An 18,075-nucleotide genomic window follows, 5' to 3' on the forward strand; every position below is an offset into this window, starting at 1 on the left:
GCAGGCGCTTCAAGGGCGGCTCTGCAAGGCGTCGAGCACCCCTCCCATGACCGAGGCTGTGTCGGCCCAGCGGGGCAGAGTGCGACCCAGTTGGCGGGAGCGCAGGCCGAGATCGTGGCGAGCTTCGCGGGAGGTGAGCAGGGTGCGCAGCTGTGTGGCAAAGGCCTCCGCGTCGTCCACCGGGGCCAGAAGTGCTGCATCGCCGACCGTATCGGGGACGGCGCCGGTCGCGCAGGTCACGATGGGCAAACCATGGCAGAGCGCCTCGGCCAGTGCCATCCCGTAGCCCTCATACCGCGTCGCGAGCGCAAAGATCCGGGCGCTGCGGTAGGCATCGGAGAGCGCGGCATCGCTCAACTCGCCGGCAAGCGAGATGCGCCCGACCAGCCCCAGTCCGTCGATCAGGCTGGCCAGTTCGGCCGCGACCGACGGATCATGCGTTTTGCCGACGATCTGCGCCGTCCAGTCCAGGTCCTTCAGCTGTCCCAGTGCGCGGATCAGGACGTCGTGCCCCTTGCGCTGCGCCAGCAGGCCCACCGACAGAATGCGGGGGCCGGTATCGAGGCGGGGCAGGTCGCGTGATCCGTCGTAGCCGGGCAGGGCGGTCGTGATACGCTCGGGGTCGGCTCCGAGCTGGATGTAGGTCTGGCGGGTGTGATCGCTGGTCACCACGATATGCGCGGCCTTGGCGAGATTGGCTGTCTCCTGCGCCAGAAGCCGCCTGGACTGCGTTGGGGAGAGGCCGTGCTCCAGCCCCATGGGATGATGCAGCATCGCCACGACGGGACAGCTCAGCTGAGCCAGCGCCTCGGTCGGCATCGCCCCGAAGACCAGACCGTCGAGGATCAGCGGCTCATCGGCGGGGCGTGCCTGCAGGATCTGGTCAACCTGTTGGCGGATGGTCCGGCTTTGATCGACAGCGGCGGCCTCAGCGGGAAGCACGATGTGCCGTACCTGACGGCCGGTCTTTGCGAGCTCCTCCAGCAGGCGGCGTTCATAGATGAAGCCGCCGGTTTTCTGGCGGTGATCGCCGGGGATGGCGAAGGCGCAGTCTCTCATCTGGCAAGTTGCTCCGGGTTGGTGCGCGACAGGACCCAGCGTTCCAGCATCGAGACGAGCGCGTGGGACATAACAGCGGCAAACCCGATCAGGGCGATCGCGCTCCACAGCATGTTGTAGTCCGAGGTTGAGGCGACGGTTGCCATCAGCGCGCCGATGCCGCGCCCGGTGGCCAGCCATTCAGCGGTGGTGACGGCGAGGATTGCAGCAGGAATAGCCATTCGTGCAGAGGCGAAGAAGGCCGGCAGCATGGCTGGCAGTTGCGCGCCGAACAGCCGGCGGATCGGGCTGGAGGCGTAGACGGCAAAGATGTCGAGGACTGCGCGCGGTGTGCGGGCCAGTCCCTGGCGGCAGGCCACGAGCGTCGGAAAGAAGATCATCACGGCCACCACGGTGATGGTGCCTGTCGCGCCGCGGCCAAGTGCCCAGACGATCAGGGGCGCGCTGGCGATGATCGGTATGGACCTGAGCGCGATGGCAAAGGGGATCGCCGTGGCCGAAAGGCGCGGCATCAGGGTCAGGAGCATGGCCAGAGCCGCGCCAAGCGCCAGACCGGCAAGATATCCGGGCAGCGCAAGCGACAGGGTTTCGCTGAGGGCGGCAAAGAGCTGTGCGCGGGCGGCGGGATCGGAGGTGAGAAAGCGCCAGACATCCCAAGGCCGTTTTGCGAAAAACCGAGGGAGGTCATAGGCCTGCATCGCGACATGCCAGACCGACAGTGTGACCGTGAGGGCAAGGAACGCCTGTGCGGCCCCCGTCCAGCGGCTGGAGGGATTGCCCACAGGCGCCGCGAGCAAAACCTCGGGTGGGGCGAGATCCAGACGTCTGCCCAAGGCTCCGACGGCGCTGAAGGTACAGATCGAGACACCGGCGGCGAGGAGCGCGATGCTCCATGTCGCGGGCAGATCGAGCGCGCGCAGGGCCCGCACGGTCAATACCCCCAGCCCGCGTTCTGCTCCGGTGAACTCGCCGACCATGGCCCCGAGAAAGGCGGCGGGGGCCGCGATCTGGAAGCCGGCAACAGCGTAGGGCAGCGCGGCGGGAAGTCTGACATCGCGCAGGATTATCAAACGCCCGCGCCCATAGCTGCGGATCAGGTCGAACCAGCCCTGCGGGGCGGCGCGCAACCCGACCAGCACCGGCAGGAAGGTCGTGTAATAGACCGCCAGTGCCGCGAGGGTGACCTGTGGCCCGTCGCCGGGACCGAAGAGCACGCGCAGGATTGGACCGGTCGCGACCAGAGGCAGGCAGAAAACCAGCAGGGCGAGGGTCGACACCAACCGTTCGCTGCGCGGCAGCAGCGTTGCGACAAGCGCCAGCAAGATGCCTGCGAGGTTGCCCCAGAAGAAGCCGCGCGCCGCCGCCCAGAGTGTCGTGATGAAGGCGCGCCAGAGCAGACCGGCATGGGTCAAGCTGTAATCAAGGATCTGGCTGGGGGCGGCGATCACGAAGGAACTTGCCGATATGCGGGCGAGGACTTCCCAGATCATCAGGAAAATCAGTGTGCCGGTGCCGCGTGGCAGCCGTGAAATAGCTGTGCAAATAGCACCGAGGCGGCTGGTGGCGGCGCGCTTGCGGGGGGTCATTGCGCCGGGATGCCCTCTGACGCCTGATGCAGACGAAGCGCTTGGGAGACCTGCGCGCAGATGGCGCGAAAGGCATCCGACGCCAGAACCTCAGCGGTGCGCGTCCGCGCAAGGGTGACCGCAATATCGGCGGCAACACGGGCCGGGCGCGGTGTCAGCACGATGATCCGATCTGACAGGCGCACGGCCTCGGTGACCGAATGGGTGACCAGAACCGCCGTTGCGCCCCGCGCCTCCCAGAGGGGGGGCAGTTCGGTGTTCAGGCGGTCCCGGGTCAGTTCATCCACGGCGCCGAAGGGTTCGTCGAGCAACAGCAACTCTGGCAGACCCGCCAGTGCCCGCGCTATGGCCGCACGCTGCCGCATGCCGCCCGACAGCTCTGCCGGGCGGTGACGCTCAAACCCGGAGAGGCCGACCAGCCGGATCAGCTCGGCCACCGCTGCGCGGTCTCGCGGTCTGTGGGCCAGTGAACGACCCAGGGCGACGTTGCCGGTGACCGTGCGCCAGGGCAGCAAGGCGGCGTCCTGAAACGCGACAGCCAGACCGGCGCGGCGCCGAAGCTGATCCGGGGTTTCAGTGCCGATGCGGATCTGCCCACGCGTCGGAACCTCCAGCCCGGAGATCAGCCGCAGCAGCGTGGATTTGCCACAGCCCGACGGGCCGACGAGAGCTGTCATGCTGCCACCCTGCAGGACAAGGTCAGTCGGCGCGACCGCCTCGATCTGACGTCCCGGCGCGCCAAAGCTCTTTGTCACGCCCTGCAAGGTGATGTCCTGCTGCACGCCGGACGTCATGCACGCTGCCCCAACCTAGCCATAGACCTCTTCCAAGATGGAGCGATCCCAGAGGTCCGGGCTGACCGGAGTGCCGAGCAGGGCGAGCGTTTCGATATTCGCCGCGATCGCCTCGTCGGTGAACCAGCCAAACCCCTCAGCCTCGGTCAGATCCGAGAACATCAGCGGCACCTGACGCTCGGCCTGGAGCTTCTGAGTGGCAAGGTCCAGTCCGGCATCGGGGAACATCGCGACCGTCAACTCGGCTGCGGCCTCGGGGTCCGCCTGATAGTCCTGCCAGCCGTGCACCTCGCCCCGCATCAGGGCCACCAGTTCGGCGCGACGATTGGCGAGGCTGTCTTCGGTGGTGATATAGGTCTGCGAGTGGACGGCGTAACCGTGGTCGGCCAGCAGCATGGTCACGCTCTCGACGCCCTGCATTTCCATGGCGACAGGCAGGTCGGTGGCCCAGCAAAGCAGGCAATCCACTTGTCCCTGCACCAGAGGCGCGGCGTCGTATTGCGTGGGGACGATCTCGATCTGCGAGATGTCGATGTTGTTGATGGTGCAGAGCGCCTTGAGCACCGGAGTGTTGGCCAAGGCCATACCAATGCGTTTGCCGATCAGATCGGCGGGGGTCTTGACCGGTTTGCCGGGCAGTGAGGCGATAGTGAAGGGGTTCTTCTGCATGGCGACGGCGATGATCTTGAAGGGCGCGCCTTGGGAAACGGCGGCGGCAGTATAATCCGCAGCGGAAATCCCCACGAGCGCTGTGCCGGCAACGACAGGGGGTTCAACAGGCGCGTTTGGCCCACCCGGCAGCAAGGATACTGCGAGCCCGGCGTCCCGCCAGAGCCCCTTGTCCAGAGCGATGTAGCTGCCGCCGAACTGCACGGAGTGCAACCACGACAGCTGCAGGTTGACGGCGTCTTCTGCCCGGGCGCGCGTCGGGTGCCAAAGTGCGACGCCGGCTGTGGACAGGGCTCCCCCGAGGAAGAGGCGGCGGGTCGGTTTAAGGAACGTCATGCGAAACTCCTGCAATTTAAAGAAAAGTTTAGGGTGTTCGTGTCGTCTTGCAATGGGTGTAGCTTACTTAGGGTGGGCGGTGCGCGTGCGGGTGACGAAGAATGCGCCGGGCAGTGCAGAGATCAGCGCCGCGATGCCGAATGCGATGCTGGCGGCAAGTCCGGTTTCAGGGCTGAGACCGGCCATTGGAAACAAGGCGGCCGCTGCCCCCTCTCTCCAGCCCCAGCCTGCGACAGAGGTTGGCAGAAGCATCGCGGTCAGGATCAGGGGCACGATCAGCGCCGCCATTCCTGGCGAGAGCACGCTGCCAGTGGCACGGGCGGCGGTGACGAAGGCGGCGACGGTCAGCAGAGCGATGATGAGCGAGAGCGTCGCCTGAGCCGGAAACTGATGCAACAGGGCCCTGTGCGCGGCCGTGCGCCAGGCGTCTCGGCGCTCGCCAGATCCGGCAACGGCAAGGACGCCGCCCGCCAAGAGCAGCAGAGAAAGGAGCCCGGCGGGTAGCCACAGGGCAAGGGGGACGGCTGCCGATTCCGTGAGGCGGGGGGCCGAGGATACGAGCTTCCAGCAGACACCGCAGAGCGCGACTGTCGCCATGGCGGCCTGACCGGCCACGCGCTCCAGCACCACTGCCTGTGCGGCGCGGCGCATTGTGCCGCCCTTGCGGCTGCGGACTGCGCGGGCCGCGTCGCCAAGCACGCCGCCGGGCAGGGTCTGATTGGCGAGCTGCGCGAGGTAATATTCCCGTACCGCTTCGCCCATGGGAATCCGCAGGTCCAGCGCGGCTGCGGTCATCCGCCAGCGCATGGCCGACAGCAGCGTGACGGCGTTCAGCAGGCAGAGTGTGGCGATCATCCATCCAGGCGAAACATCCGCCAGCCGTGCCAGTGCGGCGCGCCCATCGGTCAGCATCAGGCAGAGCGCGATGAGCGCTAGCGGAAAGGCGATGCGCAGCAATCTCATGATCCGTCCCCGGTTGTCGCGCTGGTCGCCGCAAGAAATCTGTCGCGAAAGGCCTGCATGGGCCAAGGGGCGAGCTCTGCGTCCGGTGTCAGGACCGGCGACCACTGCCATGTGTCGAACAGAGCAATGGCCTCGGGTGGGCCGATCAGGTGAATGGGCACATCCTTGCCGCCATATTGCGACACGAAGCCCGCCGCCTGATGGTCGCCCAGCACGACCAGCAGCGGCGCCTTCGCGCGCGGTAGCGCGGCCCATGACAGAACGGTTTGCAGGGAATAGTCCAAGGCTCTTGCGTAGTGATCGCGTATGCGATCCGGATCGGCCCAGACCTCACGTGGGGAGGGACCTGTGACGGCTGCGGCATCAAAGACGCGTCCGTCACCGATCTGATCCCATGCAACCATTTTGGGCACAGGTGTCCAGGGCGCGTGGCTGGAAATCAGGGCGACCTCGGCCATCAGCGGTGCGCCACGGGGCGCGATCCTGTCAAAGGCCGACAGTGTGTACTGGTCCGGCATGGTCACCCAGTTGAAGGGCTGGCCCTGATAGCCCAGATCCGCGGCGGCGTAGATCGACTGAAACCCAAGAACTGATCCTTCGGGCCAGGGCATGACAATGGCTGGCGCGAAGGCGGCGGTGGCGTAGCCTGCCTTCGTCGCCAAGCTGAAAAGGGATTGGCGCGGACTGGCCAGCATGGCGTTGTATCGCCGCTGATCCTGGACCTCCAGACCGGTGGCAAACGTGCCGTGGGCAAGCCAGCTCTGACCGCCAATGACGGGCGATTGTAACCAGCCTGAGCGTGCGACGAGGCCCGCTGTCTCCAGCGCAGCCATGCCAGAGCTCAGAGTGTCGGCATGGCGCGCGCCGTAGAGAGGGTTGTCGAAGGCGGCGCGACCATAGCTCTCCACGAAGACAATCACCACGTCGCGTCCTTCCAGCCGTGACAGCAGAGCGCTGTTTTCCTGCCAGGGATCATTGTCAGCGGCACGTTTGAATGCGGCCAGTTCCGCGTGAGAACGGGCAAAATCGCGCAGATGTTCGGCGGCGAGGCGGGAGGTGAAGGCGGACCCCGGTGGCTGCCAGCCGGTCCATCCGTTCAGCGCAGTACGGATTTCCGCGACACAGAGGCCGACGAACATCAGGGCGACGACTCCCGAAATCACTCTCGGCGTTTGAGGCAACTGGCTGCCGGTGCGGGCCCAGAGCCGCAGCGCAAGAAAAAGCAGCGCCGCCCCTGAAGCAAGCAGCAGCAACAGCAAAAGGCCAGCGAACACAACGCCAGTCCGTCCCACCGTGCCAGACAGCAGCTGCACCCCCGCTGGCAAAAGGTGCATATCCGCCAGAGGATCGAAGCCTCGGTCAAAAGCGGAAAAGATCGCGAAATCGGCAAGCTTCAGCACGATCATGAACGTCAGCATCAGAGACGCCAGCGCCGCCAGAGGCACGGCCCTGCGCCCTATTGCGAGACATCCCAGCAGCAGAACCGGCAGCTCCAGTGGCACGAGGCGCAAAGCCTGCCAGCTCATCGCCGAGGGGTGGTTCGGCTGGATCAGCACGAGATCGATCAGCAGGGCGGAGGAGGCCAGCGCCATGATCTGTCGCACGCTGCGTCTCATTTCCGTCTCGCCAGCCAGATGACGTCCAGCGCAAAGGACCACGTCAGCAGCCCGAGCGCGACCAGCGCGATCCATTGGCTGAGCGGAGGCGTGACGAGTGGCGCGAGCATGACGACCAGTGCGCCGATCTGGAGGACACATACCAGTTTGCGGCGAAACCGCTGGGGCAGGGGCTGTGCCAGCCAAGGCAGGGCAAAAGAGGCCAGAACGAACAGGTAGCGCATTCCGCCCAGCAGCAGGACCCAGACGCCTGCCGCCCCGCTGCGCCAGACGACCAGCGCCAGAAGCAGTCCGAAGACGGCATCGACCTCCATGTCGAAACGCGCGCCCCAGGGTCCCGCCAGCCCACTACGCCGCGCCAGGGGGCCGTCCAGGCCGTCCAGCGCCAGTGTCATCAGCGCCAGAGCAAAGATCGCCCAGCCGGTTGCGCCCTGCGTCAGGTCTGGACGCGCGATCGGCAGCAGCATCAGCGCCGCAAGAGCCAGTCGCATGAGTGTCAGCGCATTTGCAGCGCCAAGGTGAGAGCCGCTCCAGTGGCGCCACAACAACACTGCCACGGCACCGGAGCCGAGGACGAACCCCAGAACGGGAAGCCAAAAGATGCGCCCCGCGAGCACCCAGGACACCGCCAAAACCACCACTGTCAGCGCCGCTGAGAGCAGCACATGCTTGGCGATTGGGCGCAGTCCGCTTGGATGGGTCGCGGGGACGCTTTGAGGGGCGTGAGACATTTTCATCTCAAACGAAGCGTCGCCATGGGTCCTGCTGTCAACCTTGTTGCTGTTTACGTAGAGGAATACGCCGCATAGGTTGAACTGGATCAGTTCAGAGGAGTGACTGCTTTGAGGCGCATGTCACAAACCGGCGAACCGCTGCGATATGTCTCCGCTGCGCGAGCGCTGCATTGGGTGACCGCTCTGCTGGTGCTCAGCACTCTTCCGGCGGGGTTGGTGATGGTGCAGGAGGGCTTGTCGCGTCCGCTGCAGAACGGGCTTTTTCTGTATCACAAGAATATTGGTCCGATCGTGCTGATACTCGTCATGTTGCGCCTTGTGCTGCGTGTTTTGAAGCGGCCACCGCCGATGCCTGATAGCGTGTCTCGTCCTCAGGCGATTGCGGCCGGGGTTGTTCACGCCCTGCTCTATCTCACGCTGCTGCTGATGGCAGTGTCGGGCATCATTCGCGTTCAGGCGGGCGGGTATCCGATGGAATTCTGGGATCCGCTGATGGGCGGCCTGATCGGCAGAGATGAGACCCTGGCCGAGGCCGCCAGTGCATTTCACGCGCTGTGCAAAACGGTGCTGATTGTCCTGCTTGCGGGCCATGTCGGAGCCGCGATGATACACGGGCTGATCAAGCGTGACGGTGTCTTCAGCCGGATGTGGCCTCCGGTGTGAGGCGGTTGTGCGTGTTTTGCGGGGCGGGCCGTATCCCCGTGTTCTTTGGACGTCGCAAAAGAGGACTCCGGTGCGTCGCGCTGTCGTAAAGCGTCATGTTTGCGGCGCAGATGTGACGCTGAGGCGGGGCCTTTTGTGCAAAGTCTCTGAAAGCCTGAAAGGCCAACCTCACGAAAGCAGAGCGCATGATTAAAGTACTGTCCGGGATCTGGGCCCTTTTGCTGGGCATCGTCCTCATCATGCTGGGCAACGGCATGCACTTCACGCTTATCGGGTTGCGCGGCGGGATCGAGGGGTTTTCAGCCGGGGCACTGGCGATTGTCACCTCGGGATATTTCGTGGGCTTTCTGGCGGGTGCGCGGATGAGCCCCGTTCTGATCCGCAGGGTCGGTCATGTCCGCGTCTTCGCAGCGCTCGCCAGTTTCATGTCGGCAGGGCTGATCGCCTTTCCGCTGCTGACCGACCCCATCGCCTGGACCATACTGCGCTTGGCGGTGGGTTTTTGCATGTCGGGGGTCTATGTCACGGCCGAGAGCTGGCTGAACAATGCGGCCACCAATGAAACACGCGGCAAGGTTCTGTCAGCTTACATGATCGCGCAGACGCTGGGGATCATCGGCGCGCAGGGGTTGTTGAGCCTGGGCGACGCCGGGACCTCCACGCTCTTTATCGGCGCATCGATCCTTGTCTCCCTCGCCTTTGCGCCGATCCTGCTGTCCGTGGCGCCTGCGCCTGCCGTCGAGGTGGCGCGACCGATGCCTTTGCGCACCCTTTTCGCCGGCTCGCCCCTTGGCACGGTGGGGATCTTTCTGCTGGGCAGTGTCTATGCCACGCAATCCGGCATGGGGGCGGTCTTTGGCAGCCAGATCGGTCTGACGACGGCGCAGATTGCCTTGTTCATCGCGATGCTGTTTGCCGGGGCCTTGGTGCTGCAATATCCCATTGGCTGGTTGTCGGACCAGATGGACCGGCGCAAACTGATCTTCGGCGCTGCCGTTGTGGGTGCGGCCTCCTGCGGGTTGGGATGGGGGACAAGCGGCGACCTGTGGCCTCTCATGGTGGCTGCATTTTTCGCGGGCGGTGTGACCACGCCGCTCTACGCGCTGTTTCTCGCCTTCACCAATGACGCCCTTTCCGCAGAGGAGATGCCGGCGGCGTCCGGGGGCCTTGTCTTCACGTTCGGGCTGGGCGCAATTGCAGGCCCGTTGAGCACAGGTTGGGCCATGCAGGGGTTAGGGCCGTCTGCCTTTTGGCTCGTGCTCGGGACGACCTTTTGCGCCATCGCTCTTTATGCGCTCTACCGTATGACGCAGCGCGCGGTTATCCCGGTCGATGACACCGAAAGCTATCTGAATGTTCTGCCCTCAAGTTCGCCCGTCGCGGTGGAAGCTGCGGGGGTCTGGGCCGCCGAAAACGCCGAGGCGGACAGGGAGGCTGCATCGAACGTGGAAGAGCGCAACCCGGGGCAGAGCCTCAAGCGTTGATCTGAAGGAGGACGGCATGTCGCAGCCAATAGACTTTGATGAACTGGTCGTGCAGATGGCGCGCCTCTCAAAAGGGCCAGAGCGCAGGATTGTCGCGCTCGCCGGTCCGCCCGGTGCGGGCAAGAGCCATCTCTCGGCTTTGCTTCTGGAGCGTCTTCAGGTGGTGATGCCCGGGGGCGCGACGATCCTGCCGATGGACGGCTATCACTATGATGACCTGATCCTGGGGCCGCGCGGTGATCTTGCGCGCAAAGGCGCACCGCACACATTTGACGTCGGGGGATTGAAAAGCACCATCGCGCGTGTGGCGGCCGCCGATGTGCCCGTCGCGGTTCCTGTGTTCGATCGAAGCCTGGAGATCGCGCGCGCAGGCGCAAGGATCATCGGCCCCGAAGTCCCTCTGGTGATCGTCGAGGGGAATTACCTGCTGCTGAAGGATCCCGCGTGGTTGGGGCTTGAACCCTACTTTGACATGACAATGATGATCGATGTGCCTGAGGCGGTCCTGCGAAAACGGCTGCTCCGGAGGTGGGCGCATTTGCCGAAAGATGAGGCCGAGGCCAAAGTGGCGCAAAACGATCTGATCAATATGCAGCAAGTCCTTGCAAACAGTCGGCCCGCCGATTTCACGCTGAACAATTCTGCTGAGTGATCTGGGGGGGAGGACCCCCGGCACGCCAAGGCGCGAGACTGAGCGGAAATACTGCTGTCCTGCATAGACTTCGCCGCGTGTTATTGAAGATGCAAGGAACAGGGGATAAGGTCAGGGAGCCTTGCAGACGGGACATCGCCGTGACGACCACAATCAAGCTCGCTCTCGGCAGCCTTTTGATCGGGGCTCTGGTTCTTGGCCTCAAGGTTCTGGCGTGGTGGATCACAGGATCTGTCGCTCTGCTGTCGGATGCCCTTGAAAGCACCGTCAATATCGCGACCGCCATCGCGGCAATCATTGCCATTCGGATCGCCAGCCGACCCGCGGACGCCAACCACCCCTACGGTCACCACAAGGCGGAGTACTTCAGCGCGGTGCTGGAAGGGGTGATGATCATCCTCGCTGCCCTGCTGATCCTGCGCGAAGCCTATGCAGGTCTGGCAAACCCGATAGGGGTGGAAACACCTGTTTTGGGGCTGGTTCTGAATGGTGTGGCGACGGCCATCAATGGGGCCTGGGCCTGGGTCCTGATCAGCCGTGGCAAAACCCTGAAATCTCCGGCCCTTGTCGCTGATGGAAGACATCTGATCACGGATGTCTTCACCTCGGGCGGGGTGGCGCTGGGGTTGGTGCTGGCGGTTGTGACGGGATGGTGGATACTGGACCCGGCGATGGCGGCACTTGTCGCGGTGAATATCCTCTGGTCAGGCTCGAAAGTGGTCAAGGAATCCCTGAGCAGTCTGATGGATGAGGCGGTGCCCGAAGACACCCTGAAGACAGTGCAGCAGGTTATCATACGTGAGGCCGGTGGCGCGCTTGAGGCGCATGACGTGCGCACCAGACAGGCCGGGACCGTGACCTTCATCGACTTTCACCTTGTGGTTCCGGGTGAGACGACCGTGTTTGATGCCCATGAAATCTGCGATCGGGTCGAGGCTGCGCTGGCCGACGCCGTTGCAGGCGCTAGGATCACCATTCACGTCGAACCTGAACACAAGACCAAGCCAACCGGCATTGCTGTGGGATGTGACCCAGCGATGTAGACGGTCACGAGATAGGATGGCTGCGGTGCGTATCGAGTTCAGGCAACGCAAAGGCTGATTTTTGCAGCCGCTTTGTTTTCGGAATGTGGATACCCTAGGCAGCGACGTTCCTAGCCAGCATTTGTGGACTGGTTTGCGACTATTATGTTCGCAGAGGAATCAAGTCTCTCTCTGGCGACACCTCGTATACTTAAGGGGCCGCGATGAACATTTTGTTGAAGCTTGCCTCTGAGCGCAGATCCCGCAACACGAAGGCGACCATGGTCTGCTGCGTCTACAGCTTGGGCTTTTGTCGCGCCGTCATCCAACTGAGAATGACGGGGGGTGGTTCTGTCTGCCGGAAGGACCGATGTCGGCAAGTGCTTCTTGGAACGAACGGCGAGCCCAGTTGTAGCTCGGGTCCTCCTTTAGGTGGGGCACAATGAGTACAGGAAAGTGATCCTCCACTGCCGCTTGGTCCGGTCAAGTTCCGTTCGTGCCGCGCTTGTAAATCACGTCTTGGACTGAAGCGGCGTCATCTTTCCGTTAGAAATTGGATCAGGCATTCGGCGCTAATCGTAGTGCAGTTTGCGGCAGATGATAGACACCTGTGGCGCATAACGAGGACTGCCAATGTGGGGTTTTGCAGAGCCCTTCGCGATGCAGTGCAAGAAGAAAATGGTAGGGGTGTGGACAAAAGGCGTTCTCCGTATGTGGCGGCGGGTGGTCGCGAATGCTGGAACTAGTTCTACAGCGCTGTGTGGCTGTGTGGCTGTGGGGTTAAAAACAACTTATCAATTTAAGCTCAATGGCCAGACGTTTTTTAAAGCTCCGGCGGTAGGGACCGGAGCCAAAACTTTTCTCCCGTAAGTCATTGAAATATATGGCGATCTGTCGCTTCCATCCGTGCGTTATGTCACAGTCTTATGTCACACTTTCACCAAGGGGCAAATTTGCTGAAGACCCAGATGATCGTCGATCTGCCGCTGCGATTTATTGGGGGTGCCGGAGAGGGGGCCGCCTCGAATTGGGAGATCTCCCTGGCCATCAGCAACTTCACCGCTTCGCGGCAGGTTCGGTCTTGTTCTGGACCGTATTTCATGCGCTTTTGCCGCTGTCTGGTGCCCGCATTGCTGGGAGAATCGGGAAGCTGGTGAAACTCCGGCACGTGCCCAACGCTGTAAAGGGGATGGTCTTAGTTCATGCCACTGGAGCAATCCGGGAAGGCGCTTTGATCAGACGACCCTGAGTCAGAAGACCGGCCAGACAGCATAGCCGGTTGCACGCGGACAGTGCGGCGGGCGCTTTCAAGTATTGTTGGGGATCAAACAATGCCAGAGATCTGCGCGCTGACGCAAGCCACGCCTTTTTCAGACGCCGAACGCGACGCCGTTTACAAAGCCATCCATACGCGCCGCGATGTGCGCGACCAGTTCCTGCCGGATGCGATCCCGGACGAGGTGCTGAACAAGCTTCTGAATGCGGCACACCATGCGCCCTCGGTGGGCTTCATGCAGCCGTGGAACTTCATCATCCTGCGTGCGCAGGAAGACCGTGACCGCATCTGGCAAGCGTTCAGCCGGGCCAATGAAGAGGCCGCCGAGATGTTCAGCGGGGACCGTCAGGCGACGTACCGGTCGCTGAAGCTTGAGGGCATCCGCAAGGCGCCGGTGAACATCTGTGTGACCTGCGATCGCACGCGCGGCGGCGAGGTGGTGCTGGGCCGCACCCACAACCGGGACATGGACCTCTACAGTACCGTCTGCGCGATCCAGAACCTCTGGCTTGCGGCACGGGCCGAAGGCATTGGCATGGGCTGGGTCAGTATCTTTCATGATGCTGACCTGAGGACTCTGCTCAACATTCCAAAGCGGATCGCGATCGTGGGGTACCTCTGCCTCGGCTATGTCGATGAGCTGTATGAGCAGCCCGAGCTTGAGGTCAAAGGCTGGGCCCGGCGCACACCACTGGAAGATCTGATCTTCGAGGGCAAGTGGCAGGGAGAGCCCTGAGGGGCGTGGTTCTTTGCCTCCCGTGCGCCGATGGCACACGGGAGGAACACGACGCTCAGCCGCGGCCGCGATAGGGCGGGACGCCTTGATCCGGGATCCACACGTCAGCCGGCGTGGCGCCGGTTTGCCAGAAGACGTCGATCGGAATGCCACCGCGCGGATACCAGTATCCGCCGATGCGCAGCCAGCGCGGCGACAGCAGATCGACCAGGCGCCGGGCGATAGAGATCGTGCAGTCCTCGTGAAAGGCGCCGTGATTGCGGAATGCTCCGAGGAACAGCTTGAGGGATTTCGATTCAACCAGAAACGCATCGGGCACGTAGTCGATGACCAGATGCGCAAAGTCCGGCTGTCCGGTCATCGGGCAGAGAGAGGTGAACTCTGGCGCGGTGAAACGCACGCAGTAGGACACGTCGGCCTGCGGGTTGGCGACGCGCTCCAGCACGGCGTCTTCGGGGGAGGCGGGCAGGTCGGTCTTGCCGCCGAGTTGTGTCAGGTCGCTGTAGATGGTTTGCATGTGTTTCTCCTCAACCGGGTCAGACCCCGCGTTTGTTGCCCCAGAGCAGGACGTGAAGTTGCGGCAGCACCCGAGGCGCGAACCAGCCGTCAGCCATGACCTTTTCGACCAGCCAGAGCAGCTTGTCCGACAGGTCTTGCGGGTTGAGGGGAACGGAGGGATCGACCTCAGGATTGCCGGGCTGCAGATAGAGAGGCAGGGCGGGGTATCTCTCGGCCGCCTTTTGCGCCCAGACATAGTCCCGGTCGTCGAAAATAACGATTTTCATGACGACCTGCCGGGCTGTTTCCGCCGCCGCAAGGCAGCTCTCGAACGCGTCCCAGTCGACGGTTTCGCCGCTGGACGGCGGTTTCGGGCTGAGCACCAAGGTATCAAGATCCGCGAACCATGGCTTTGCGATCGAGCCTTGGGTCTCACAGGCGAAGCGGTAGCCCGCAGCGTGGCCCTGAACAATGAGCTGGCTGAAGTCCTGAATGGCGGGGTTGCCGCCCGACAGCGAGACGGTCAGCGGTTTGCCTTGTGAAAGGCGTGAGATCTCGTCCCAGACGTCATCTGTCGTCATGGCGGCCCAAGTGTGGCGAAAAGCCGGGTCCACCGCATGCAAGCTGTCACACCACGTGCAGCGATAATCGCAGCCACCCGTGCGCACAAAGACCGTAGGCTCACCGATCAGGGCGCCTTCACCCTGGATCGTCGGACCGAAGATTTCAGCGATACGCAGCCGGCTCATGGTCGGTATTCTGCCCAGGTCTTTGGCGTCTCGCTGACCTTCACCGCGGTTGTTTCCGGCCAGCGCGCAGCACACCAGTCATAGAAATACCGCGCCATGTTTTCACCCGTGGAGGGGATGTCCATGACGTCGTTCAGATGTCGATGATCGAAGGTCTCGTCGATATATGTCTTCAGTGGCTTGAGCGCGCCGTAGTCCCGCACGAACCCGTCTGCGTTCAGGGTTTGCGCCGCAAGTTCGACGATCACGACGTAGTTGTGACCATGCAGGCGCGCGCACTGGTGCCCGTTTGGCAGGTGAGACAGTTGATGCGAGGCGGAGAAGTGGAATTCCTTAGTAATCCGATACATCAGCCAAGCGCCTTTCGTGCGACAGCCTCGCTCCAGAAGTCCGGGTCCTCATAGGTCGTGGGGTCCAATACGCCAGCAAGGTGAAAGGCTTCTCGCCGCTCGACACAGGTGCCGCAGCGCCCGCAGTGGTGCGTGCCGCCCTTGTAGCAGGACCAGGTTTCAGCAAAGGGCGTGTTGTGACGCGTGCCTGCTGTCACGATGTCTGCCTTGGTCTGATGCACGAAGGGCGTATAAAGCGAAACCTCTGCATATCCGTCCAGAGCCAGCTTTTGCATGGCTTCGAACGCCTCGGTGAAGGCCGGGCGGCAGTCGGGATAGATGAAATGATCGCCGCCATGCACGGCGGCAGCCACGGCCTGATCACCGCGCGCGGCCGCAACGCCGAAGGCCACAGTCAGCATGATCGCGTTGCGGTTTGGCACCACGGTGACACGCATGCTCTCTTCAGCATAATGGCCGTCGGGAACGTCAATGTCGTCGGTCAGGGCGGACCCTGTCAGGGCGCTGCCGATTGCGCGCAGGTCGATGATGTCGTGCGGCACGTCCAGACGTCTTGCGCAGAGGGCTGCAAAGTCGAGCTCCTTGCGGTGGCGCTGACCGTAGTCGAAAGAGACGAGGCGGGTCAGCTTGTGTTCGCTTGCAACCATGTGCGCAAGCGAAACGGAATCTAATCCGCCGGAGCAGATGACGATAGTCTTCATGTTTTTACCCTTGTTTTGATGCCCGGGTAGGCTGCGACCGGGACCTGGCGAGATAGACGGAGTCGCGCCTTTTGCCAAGGGGAGGGCAGCGGAAGGCAATCTACATCACTTGTGACGAGCGTGGATTTCGCCAGATTTCAGCGGAAAGATGCCTGCTTGCATTTGTCGAAATGCCGCAGCTGGGGGGGCATGTCACGCCCCTCGCGCTTGGCGCAGCGATTGATTTGCACCAGCCGTGGCGCGGCGGCGCGACAATAACAACGCACTCCGATGCGTGTTTCCTGGATTCTTGTTGAATAAAGAGGACGAACGGCGAGGCGAAGTTTCATAATTTGATGCTTCGCGGTACGCAGCGGGCGGCAGCTGTGCGCAGGAAGCGGTTGGTGCCAGAGAGCGGCTTGGCCTGAGTCAAGACAGCGCGAACGGCCCAAAGCCGACATTCGTGCCTGGCGCAGCGAGATTGATGCTTCAGGGGGCAACGTCATCCCAAGCCGACTTCCCGGAAGCTGCCGGTCGAGCCGCCTGGGCGGCCGTCAAGCGCAGAAGCGGACGATCACCATGCAGACCGCGTCAGGAAAGACCGTCCAAGAAGTCAGCGGTCAACACGGCCCCCAGATGAAGGGAGGCCCCAAAAGTGGGGGCGAAATGGGAGCTTTTAAGGTGGCATTTTGGGCGCACTTTGCTTATCGACCTTGTTCATTTCGGGTGGGTCGATGGCACAAAGTGAACGCCAGTGGCCGTGTGTTGGAGCTTTGAAGTGCGTTGGAAGGCTTAAACTCGGCACCGCCTTGCCTTGCCTATCTTCACTGCTTAAAGTTAAAGTATAAACCAAAGCGAGCTCCCAGACCAAAAATGAAAGGTCAGCACTGCTCATGGCGTATTGCAAGGCTAGTTCTGATCGTCGAGAATCTCACGGCTATGTCTTTAAGAGTTAGGGGTTTTGATTGACTGGTGGAAAGTACATTCACGTGGTCTATTTTCTTGTCTGCATGGTTATTGTCGGCATCTGCTTGTACCGCTTCCCGCTCCTTTTGCGTGGGGAGCAAGTCGCATTCTCAAATGTTAGCGGATTTGCCACTCTCTATGGAGTGGGTTTTGCGATAATCGAAACCTTCAGGGCGCGAGCAGCCTCCCAAGAAGCAAAGGCAGCAGCCTCTGAAGCCAGCAGGAAAATAGTGAAGCTACATCAGGTGAAAGACGTCGCAAAATGTCAGATGTTAATACAAGAAGAGTTGCAGGATTTAGAAGGGAGTAAAATCCTCTCCATGGCCAGAATAACAAAGATACTGGAACTTTATACGGCCGAGTTTTCGGATAAGTATGAAGATGAAACGTCTGCGCAGAGGATTAATATCGCCGCCCTTCAGAGTCATTCGGTTTTTTCAGGGGCTAAACCGCTATCCATTCGAGCAGCCAATGACCTAAGGAAGACGCTGATGAAGATGCTTGCAGACCTATCCACAGCAGCTACGAGAAAGCTTGCGGAGGAAAGCCGTTGATACCTAAACCTATGCGTACGTTTATGACAGAAGTGTTCTCAAACACCAATTCTGGCAGGATTATCTGGCGCGAAGCCGCTGATAACGCTTATTTCGCTGCTGTTAAAGATGCCAACTTACATCTCCGCCGATTTTTTGATCCAGATTCAGGGGAAGGTGGTTTTTCGTTTCGCATGACGCGCGGAGATAAAGAGGTATTTTTTATTGTCTCCGATACTGAAGAAGAGCAGCAATTCATGGGTGACCTTTATGCCGCGGCAGGCGTTTGCTCTGCTGGCGGGGAGGCATTCTTTAATGATCTTTTCAAATGATATACCTCGGGTGGCATGGCAATACTGACAGTTCAGATCCGGGTTTTGGTGTTGAATGATTCTTCTTCATTTTTTTGATGCGCCGGACCTTACGGTGCATCTTGAAGTTTGACGGTTCTGAACGTCCGCACTGGGCTTATTTTGTTGAAAACTCAGCTGCTTGAAAATCGCCCAATAAAGTTGGAAAGTTGCCCTCGCTACTGACCTACCGGCAAACATATTTTTTGAAAGTGGGGCTATATGGTGAGTTTTTCAACAGAATAGTCTGGCCGCTGCCTGATGCCCACACACCAAAACCCCGCTGCGTCGCCTTCGCCGAAGGTTTGGGCGCTGCGCCGCCGCAAGTCTGGTCGGAGCCCAACGTTTTGAACGCTGCG

Annotated in this window: 18 protein-coding genes and 1 riboswitch; of the genes, 7 read left to right on the forward strand and 11 right to left on the reverse strand. The window is 61.8% G+C overall.

What is annotated here, in order from left to right; translation table 11 throughout:
• Positions 1–9: 9 nt before the first annotated feature.
• From F3W81_RS03765 to F3W81_RS03795, 7 genes are all read right to left on the reverse strand, one after another.
• Positions 10–1,059 carry a glycosyltransferase family 4 protein gene (locus tag F3W81_RS03765; RefSeq protein WP_193082330.1) on the reverse strand — a complete coding sequence of 350 codons (1,050 nt, stop codon included), beginning with the start codon at positions 1,057–1,059 and terminating at the stop codon, positions 10–12.
• Positions 1,056–2,645: an ABC transporter permease gene (locus tag F3W81_RS03770; RefSeq protein ID WP_193082331.1), complete on the reverse strand. Its 1,590-nt coding sequence runs from the start codon at positions 2,643–2,645 to the stop codon at positions 1,056–1,058. The genes F3W81_RS03765 and F3W81_RS03770 overlap by 4 nt, the downstream gene beginning before the upstream one ends.
• Positions 2,642–3,439, reverse strand: coding sequence for an ABC transporter ATP-binding protein (locus F3W81_RS03775; protein WP_193082332.1), 798 nt, complete (start codon positions 3,437–3,439; stop codon positions 2,642–2,644). Before F3W81_RS03775 ends, F3W81_RS03770 begins: the two co-directional genes overlap by 4 nt.
• Before the next feature lie 15 nt (positions 3,440–3,454).
• Positions 3,455–4,444, reverse strand: coding sequence for an ABC transporter substrate-binding protein (locus F3W81_RS03780; protein WP_193082333.1), 990 nt, complete (start codon positions 4,442–4,444; stop codon positions 3,455–3,457).
• A 63-nt stretch (positions 4,445–4,507) separates the two neighbouring features.
• Positions 4,508–5,407, reverse strand: a complete 900-nt coding sequence (locus F3W81_RS03785) for a lysylphosphatidylglycerol synthase transmembrane domain-containing protein (protein ID WP_193082334.1) — start codon at positions 5,405–5,407, stop codon at positions 4,508–4,510.
• Positions 5,404–7,011, reverse strand: a complete 1,608-nt coding sequence (locus F3W81_RS03790; RefSeq protein WP_226941840.1) for a sulfatase-like hydrolase/transferase — start codon at positions 7,009–7,011, stop codon at positions 5,404–5,406. Before F3W81_RS03790 ends, F3W81_RS03785 begins: the two co-directional genes overlap by 4 nt.
• A gap of 8 nt (positions 7,012–7,019) precedes the next feature.
• Complete coding sequence (locus F3W81_RS03795) at positions 7,020–7,754, reverse strand: CDP-alcohol phosphatidyltransferase family protein (protein WP_193082336.1); 735 nt, start codon at positions 7,752–7,754, stop codon at positions 7,020–7,022.
• A 177-nt stretch (positions 7,755–7,931) separates the two neighbouring features.
• Between F3W81_RS03795 and F3W81_RS03800 the strand changes: the two genes are divergently transcribed.
• From F3W81_RS03800 to bluB, 5 genes are all read left to right on the forward strand, one after another.
• Positions 7,932–8,420, forward strand: coding sequence for a cytochrome b (locus F3W81_RS03800; RefSeq protein WP_264298886.1), 489 nt, complete (start codon positions 7,932–7,934; stop codon positions 8,418–8,420).
• Between the two features lie 185 nt (positions 8,421–8,605).
• Positions 8,606–9,904 carry an MFS transporter gene (locus F3W81_RS03805; protein WP_193082337.1) on the forward strand — a complete coding sequence of 433 codons (1,299 nt, stop codon included), beginning with the start codon at positions 8,606–8,608 and terminating at the stop codon, positions 9,902–9,904.
• Positions 9,905–9,920: 16 nt separating this feature from the next.
• Positions 9,921–10,556 carry a nucleoside/nucleotide kinase family protein gene (locus tag F3W81_RS03810; protein ID WP_193082338.1) on the forward strand — a complete coding sequence of 212 codons (636 nt, stop codon included), beginning with the start codon at positions 9,921–9,923 and terminating at the stop codon, positions 10,554–10,556.
• A gap of 140 nt (positions 10,557–10,696) precedes the next feature.
• Positions 10,697–11,599, forward strand: coding sequence for a cation diffusion facilitator family transporter (locus tag F3W81_RS03815; protein ID WP_226941841.1), 903 nt, complete (start codon positions 10,697–10,699; stop codon positions 11,597–11,599).
• A gap of 1,081 nt (positions 11,600–12,680) precedes the next feature.
• Positions 12,681–12,859, forward strand: a riboswitch (cobalamin riboswitch).
• A gap of 50 nt (positions 12,860–12,909) precedes the next feature.
• A complete protein-coding gene (bluB, locus tag F3W81_RS03820) occupies positions 12,910–13,590 on the forward strand; it encodes a 5,6-dimethylbenzimidazole synthase (protein WP_193082340.1) in 681 nt (226 codons plus the stop codon).
• Between the two features lie 55 nt (positions 13,591–13,645).
• On the opposite strand, the gene queF is transcribed toward bluB, so the two are convergent.
• The 4 genes from queF to queC are packed head-to-tail and all read right to left on the reverse strand — an operon-like array spanning position 13,646 to position 15,888.
• On the reverse strand, positions 13,646–14,107 hold the full coding sequence (gene queF, locus F3W81_RS03825; protein ID WP_193082341.1) for a preQ(1) synthase: 462 nt from the start codon (positions 14,105–14,107) through the stop codon (positions 13,646–13,648).
• Between the two features lie 19 nt (positions 14,108–14,126).
• Positions 14,127–14,837, reverse strand: coding sequence for a 7-carboxy-7-deazaguanine synthase QueE (gene queE, locus F3W81_RS03830; RefSeq protein ID WP_193082342.1), 711 nt, complete (start codon positions 14,835–14,837; stop codon positions 14,127–14,129).
• Positions 14,834–15,187, reverse strand: a complete 354-nt coding sequence (queD, locus tag F3W81_RS03835; protein ID WP_193082343.1) for a 6-carboxytetrahydropterin synthase QueD — start codon at positions 15,185–15,187, stop codon at positions 14,834–14,836. Before queD ends, queE begins: the two co-directional genes overlap by 4 nt.
• Positions 15,187–15,888 (reverse strand): 7-cyano-7-deazaguanine synthase QueC, encoded by a 702-nt coding sequence (gene queC, locus F3W81_RS03840; RefSeq protein WP_193082344.1) that lies wholly within the window; start codon positions 15,886–15,888, stop codon positions 15,187–15,189. The genes queD and queC overlap by 1 nt, the downstream gene beginning before the upstream one ends.
• Positions 15,889–16,832: 944 nt before the next feature.
• On the opposite strand from queC, the gene F3W81_RS03845 reads away from it, so the two are divergent.
• Together F3W81_RS03845 and F3W81_RS03850 are read left to right on the forward strand one after the other, a co-directional pair.
• Positions 16,833–17,387 (forward strand): hypothetical protein, encoded by a 555-nt coding sequence (locus tag F3W81_RS03845; protein ID WP_193082345.1) that lies wholly within the window; start codon positions 16,833–16,835, stop codon positions 17,385–17,387.
• Positions 17,388–17,410: 23 nt separating this feature from the next.
• Positions 17,411–17,698, forward strand: a complete 288-nt coding sequence (locus F3W81_RS03850) for a hypothetical protein (RefSeq protein WP_193082346.1) — start codon at positions 17,411–17,413, stop codon at positions 17,696–17,698.
• Positions 17,699–18,075: the final 377 nt, after the last annotated feature.

Source organism: Pseudooceanicola spongiae (genome assembly GCF_014899185.1).
GTDB classification, from domain to species: Bacteria; Pseudomonadota; Alphaproteobacteria; order Rhodobacterales; family Rhodobacteraceae; genus Pseudooceanicola; species Pseudooceanicola spongiae.

Bases quoted from the DNA above. Each gene is read 5' to 3' on its own strand.
- F3W81_RS03785 (WP_193082334.1), bottom strand. From the start codon at position 5,407: ATGAGATTGCTGCGCATCGCCTTTCCGCTAGCGCTCATCGCGCTCTGC.
- queF (WP_193082341.1), bottom strand. From the start codon at position 14,107: ATGCAAACCATCTACAGCGACCTGACACAACTCGGCGGCAAGACCGAC.
- F3W81_RS03775 (WP_193082332.1), bottom strand. From the start codon at position 3,439: ATGACGTCCGGCGTGCAGCAGGACATCACCTTGCAGGGCGTGACAAAG.
- bluB (WP_193082340.1), top strand. From the start codon at position 12,910: ATGCCAGAGATCTGCGCGCTGACGCAAGCCACGCCTTTTTCAGACGCC.
- F3W81_RS03805 (WP_193082337.1), top strand. From the start codon at position 8,606: ATGATTAAAGTACTGTCCGGGATCTGGGCCCTTTTGCTGGGCATCGTC.
- F3W81_RS03780 (WP_193082333.1), bottom strand. From the start codon at position 4,444: ATGACGTTCCTTAAACCGACCCGCCGCCTCTTCCTCGGGGGAGCCCTG.
- F3W81_RS03795 (WP_193082336.1), bottom strand. From the start codon at position 7,754: ATGTCTCACGCCCCTCAAAGCGTCCCCGCGACCCATCCAAGCGGACTG.
- F3W81_RS03850 (WP_193082346.1), top strand. From the start codon at position 17,411: ATGACAGAAGTGTTCTCAAACACCAATTCTGGCAGGATTATCTGGCGC.
- F3W81_RS03770 (WP_193082331.1), bottom strand. From the start codon at position 2,645: ATGACCCCCCGCAAGCGCGCCGCCACCAGCCGCCTCGGTGCTATTTGC.
- F3W81_RS03765 (WP_193082330.1), bottom strand. From the start codon at position 1,059: ATGAGAGACTGCGCCTTCGCCATCCCCGGCGATCACCGCCAGAAAACC.
- queE (WP_193082342.1), bottom strand. From the start codon at position 14,837: ATGAGCCGGCTGCGTATCGCTGAAATCTTCGGTCCGACGATCCAGGGT.
- queD (WP_193082343.1), bottom strand. From the start codon at position 15,187: ATGTATCGGATTACTAAGGAATTCCACTTCTCCGCCTCGCATCAACTG.
- F3W81_RS03810 (WP_193082338.1), top strand. From the start codon at position 9,921: ATGTCGCAGCCAATAGACTTTGATGAACTGGTCGTGCAGATGGCGCGC.
- queC (WP_193082344.1), bottom strand. From the start codon at position 15,888: ATGAAGACTATCGTCATCTGCTCCGGCGGATTAGATTCCGTTTCGCTT.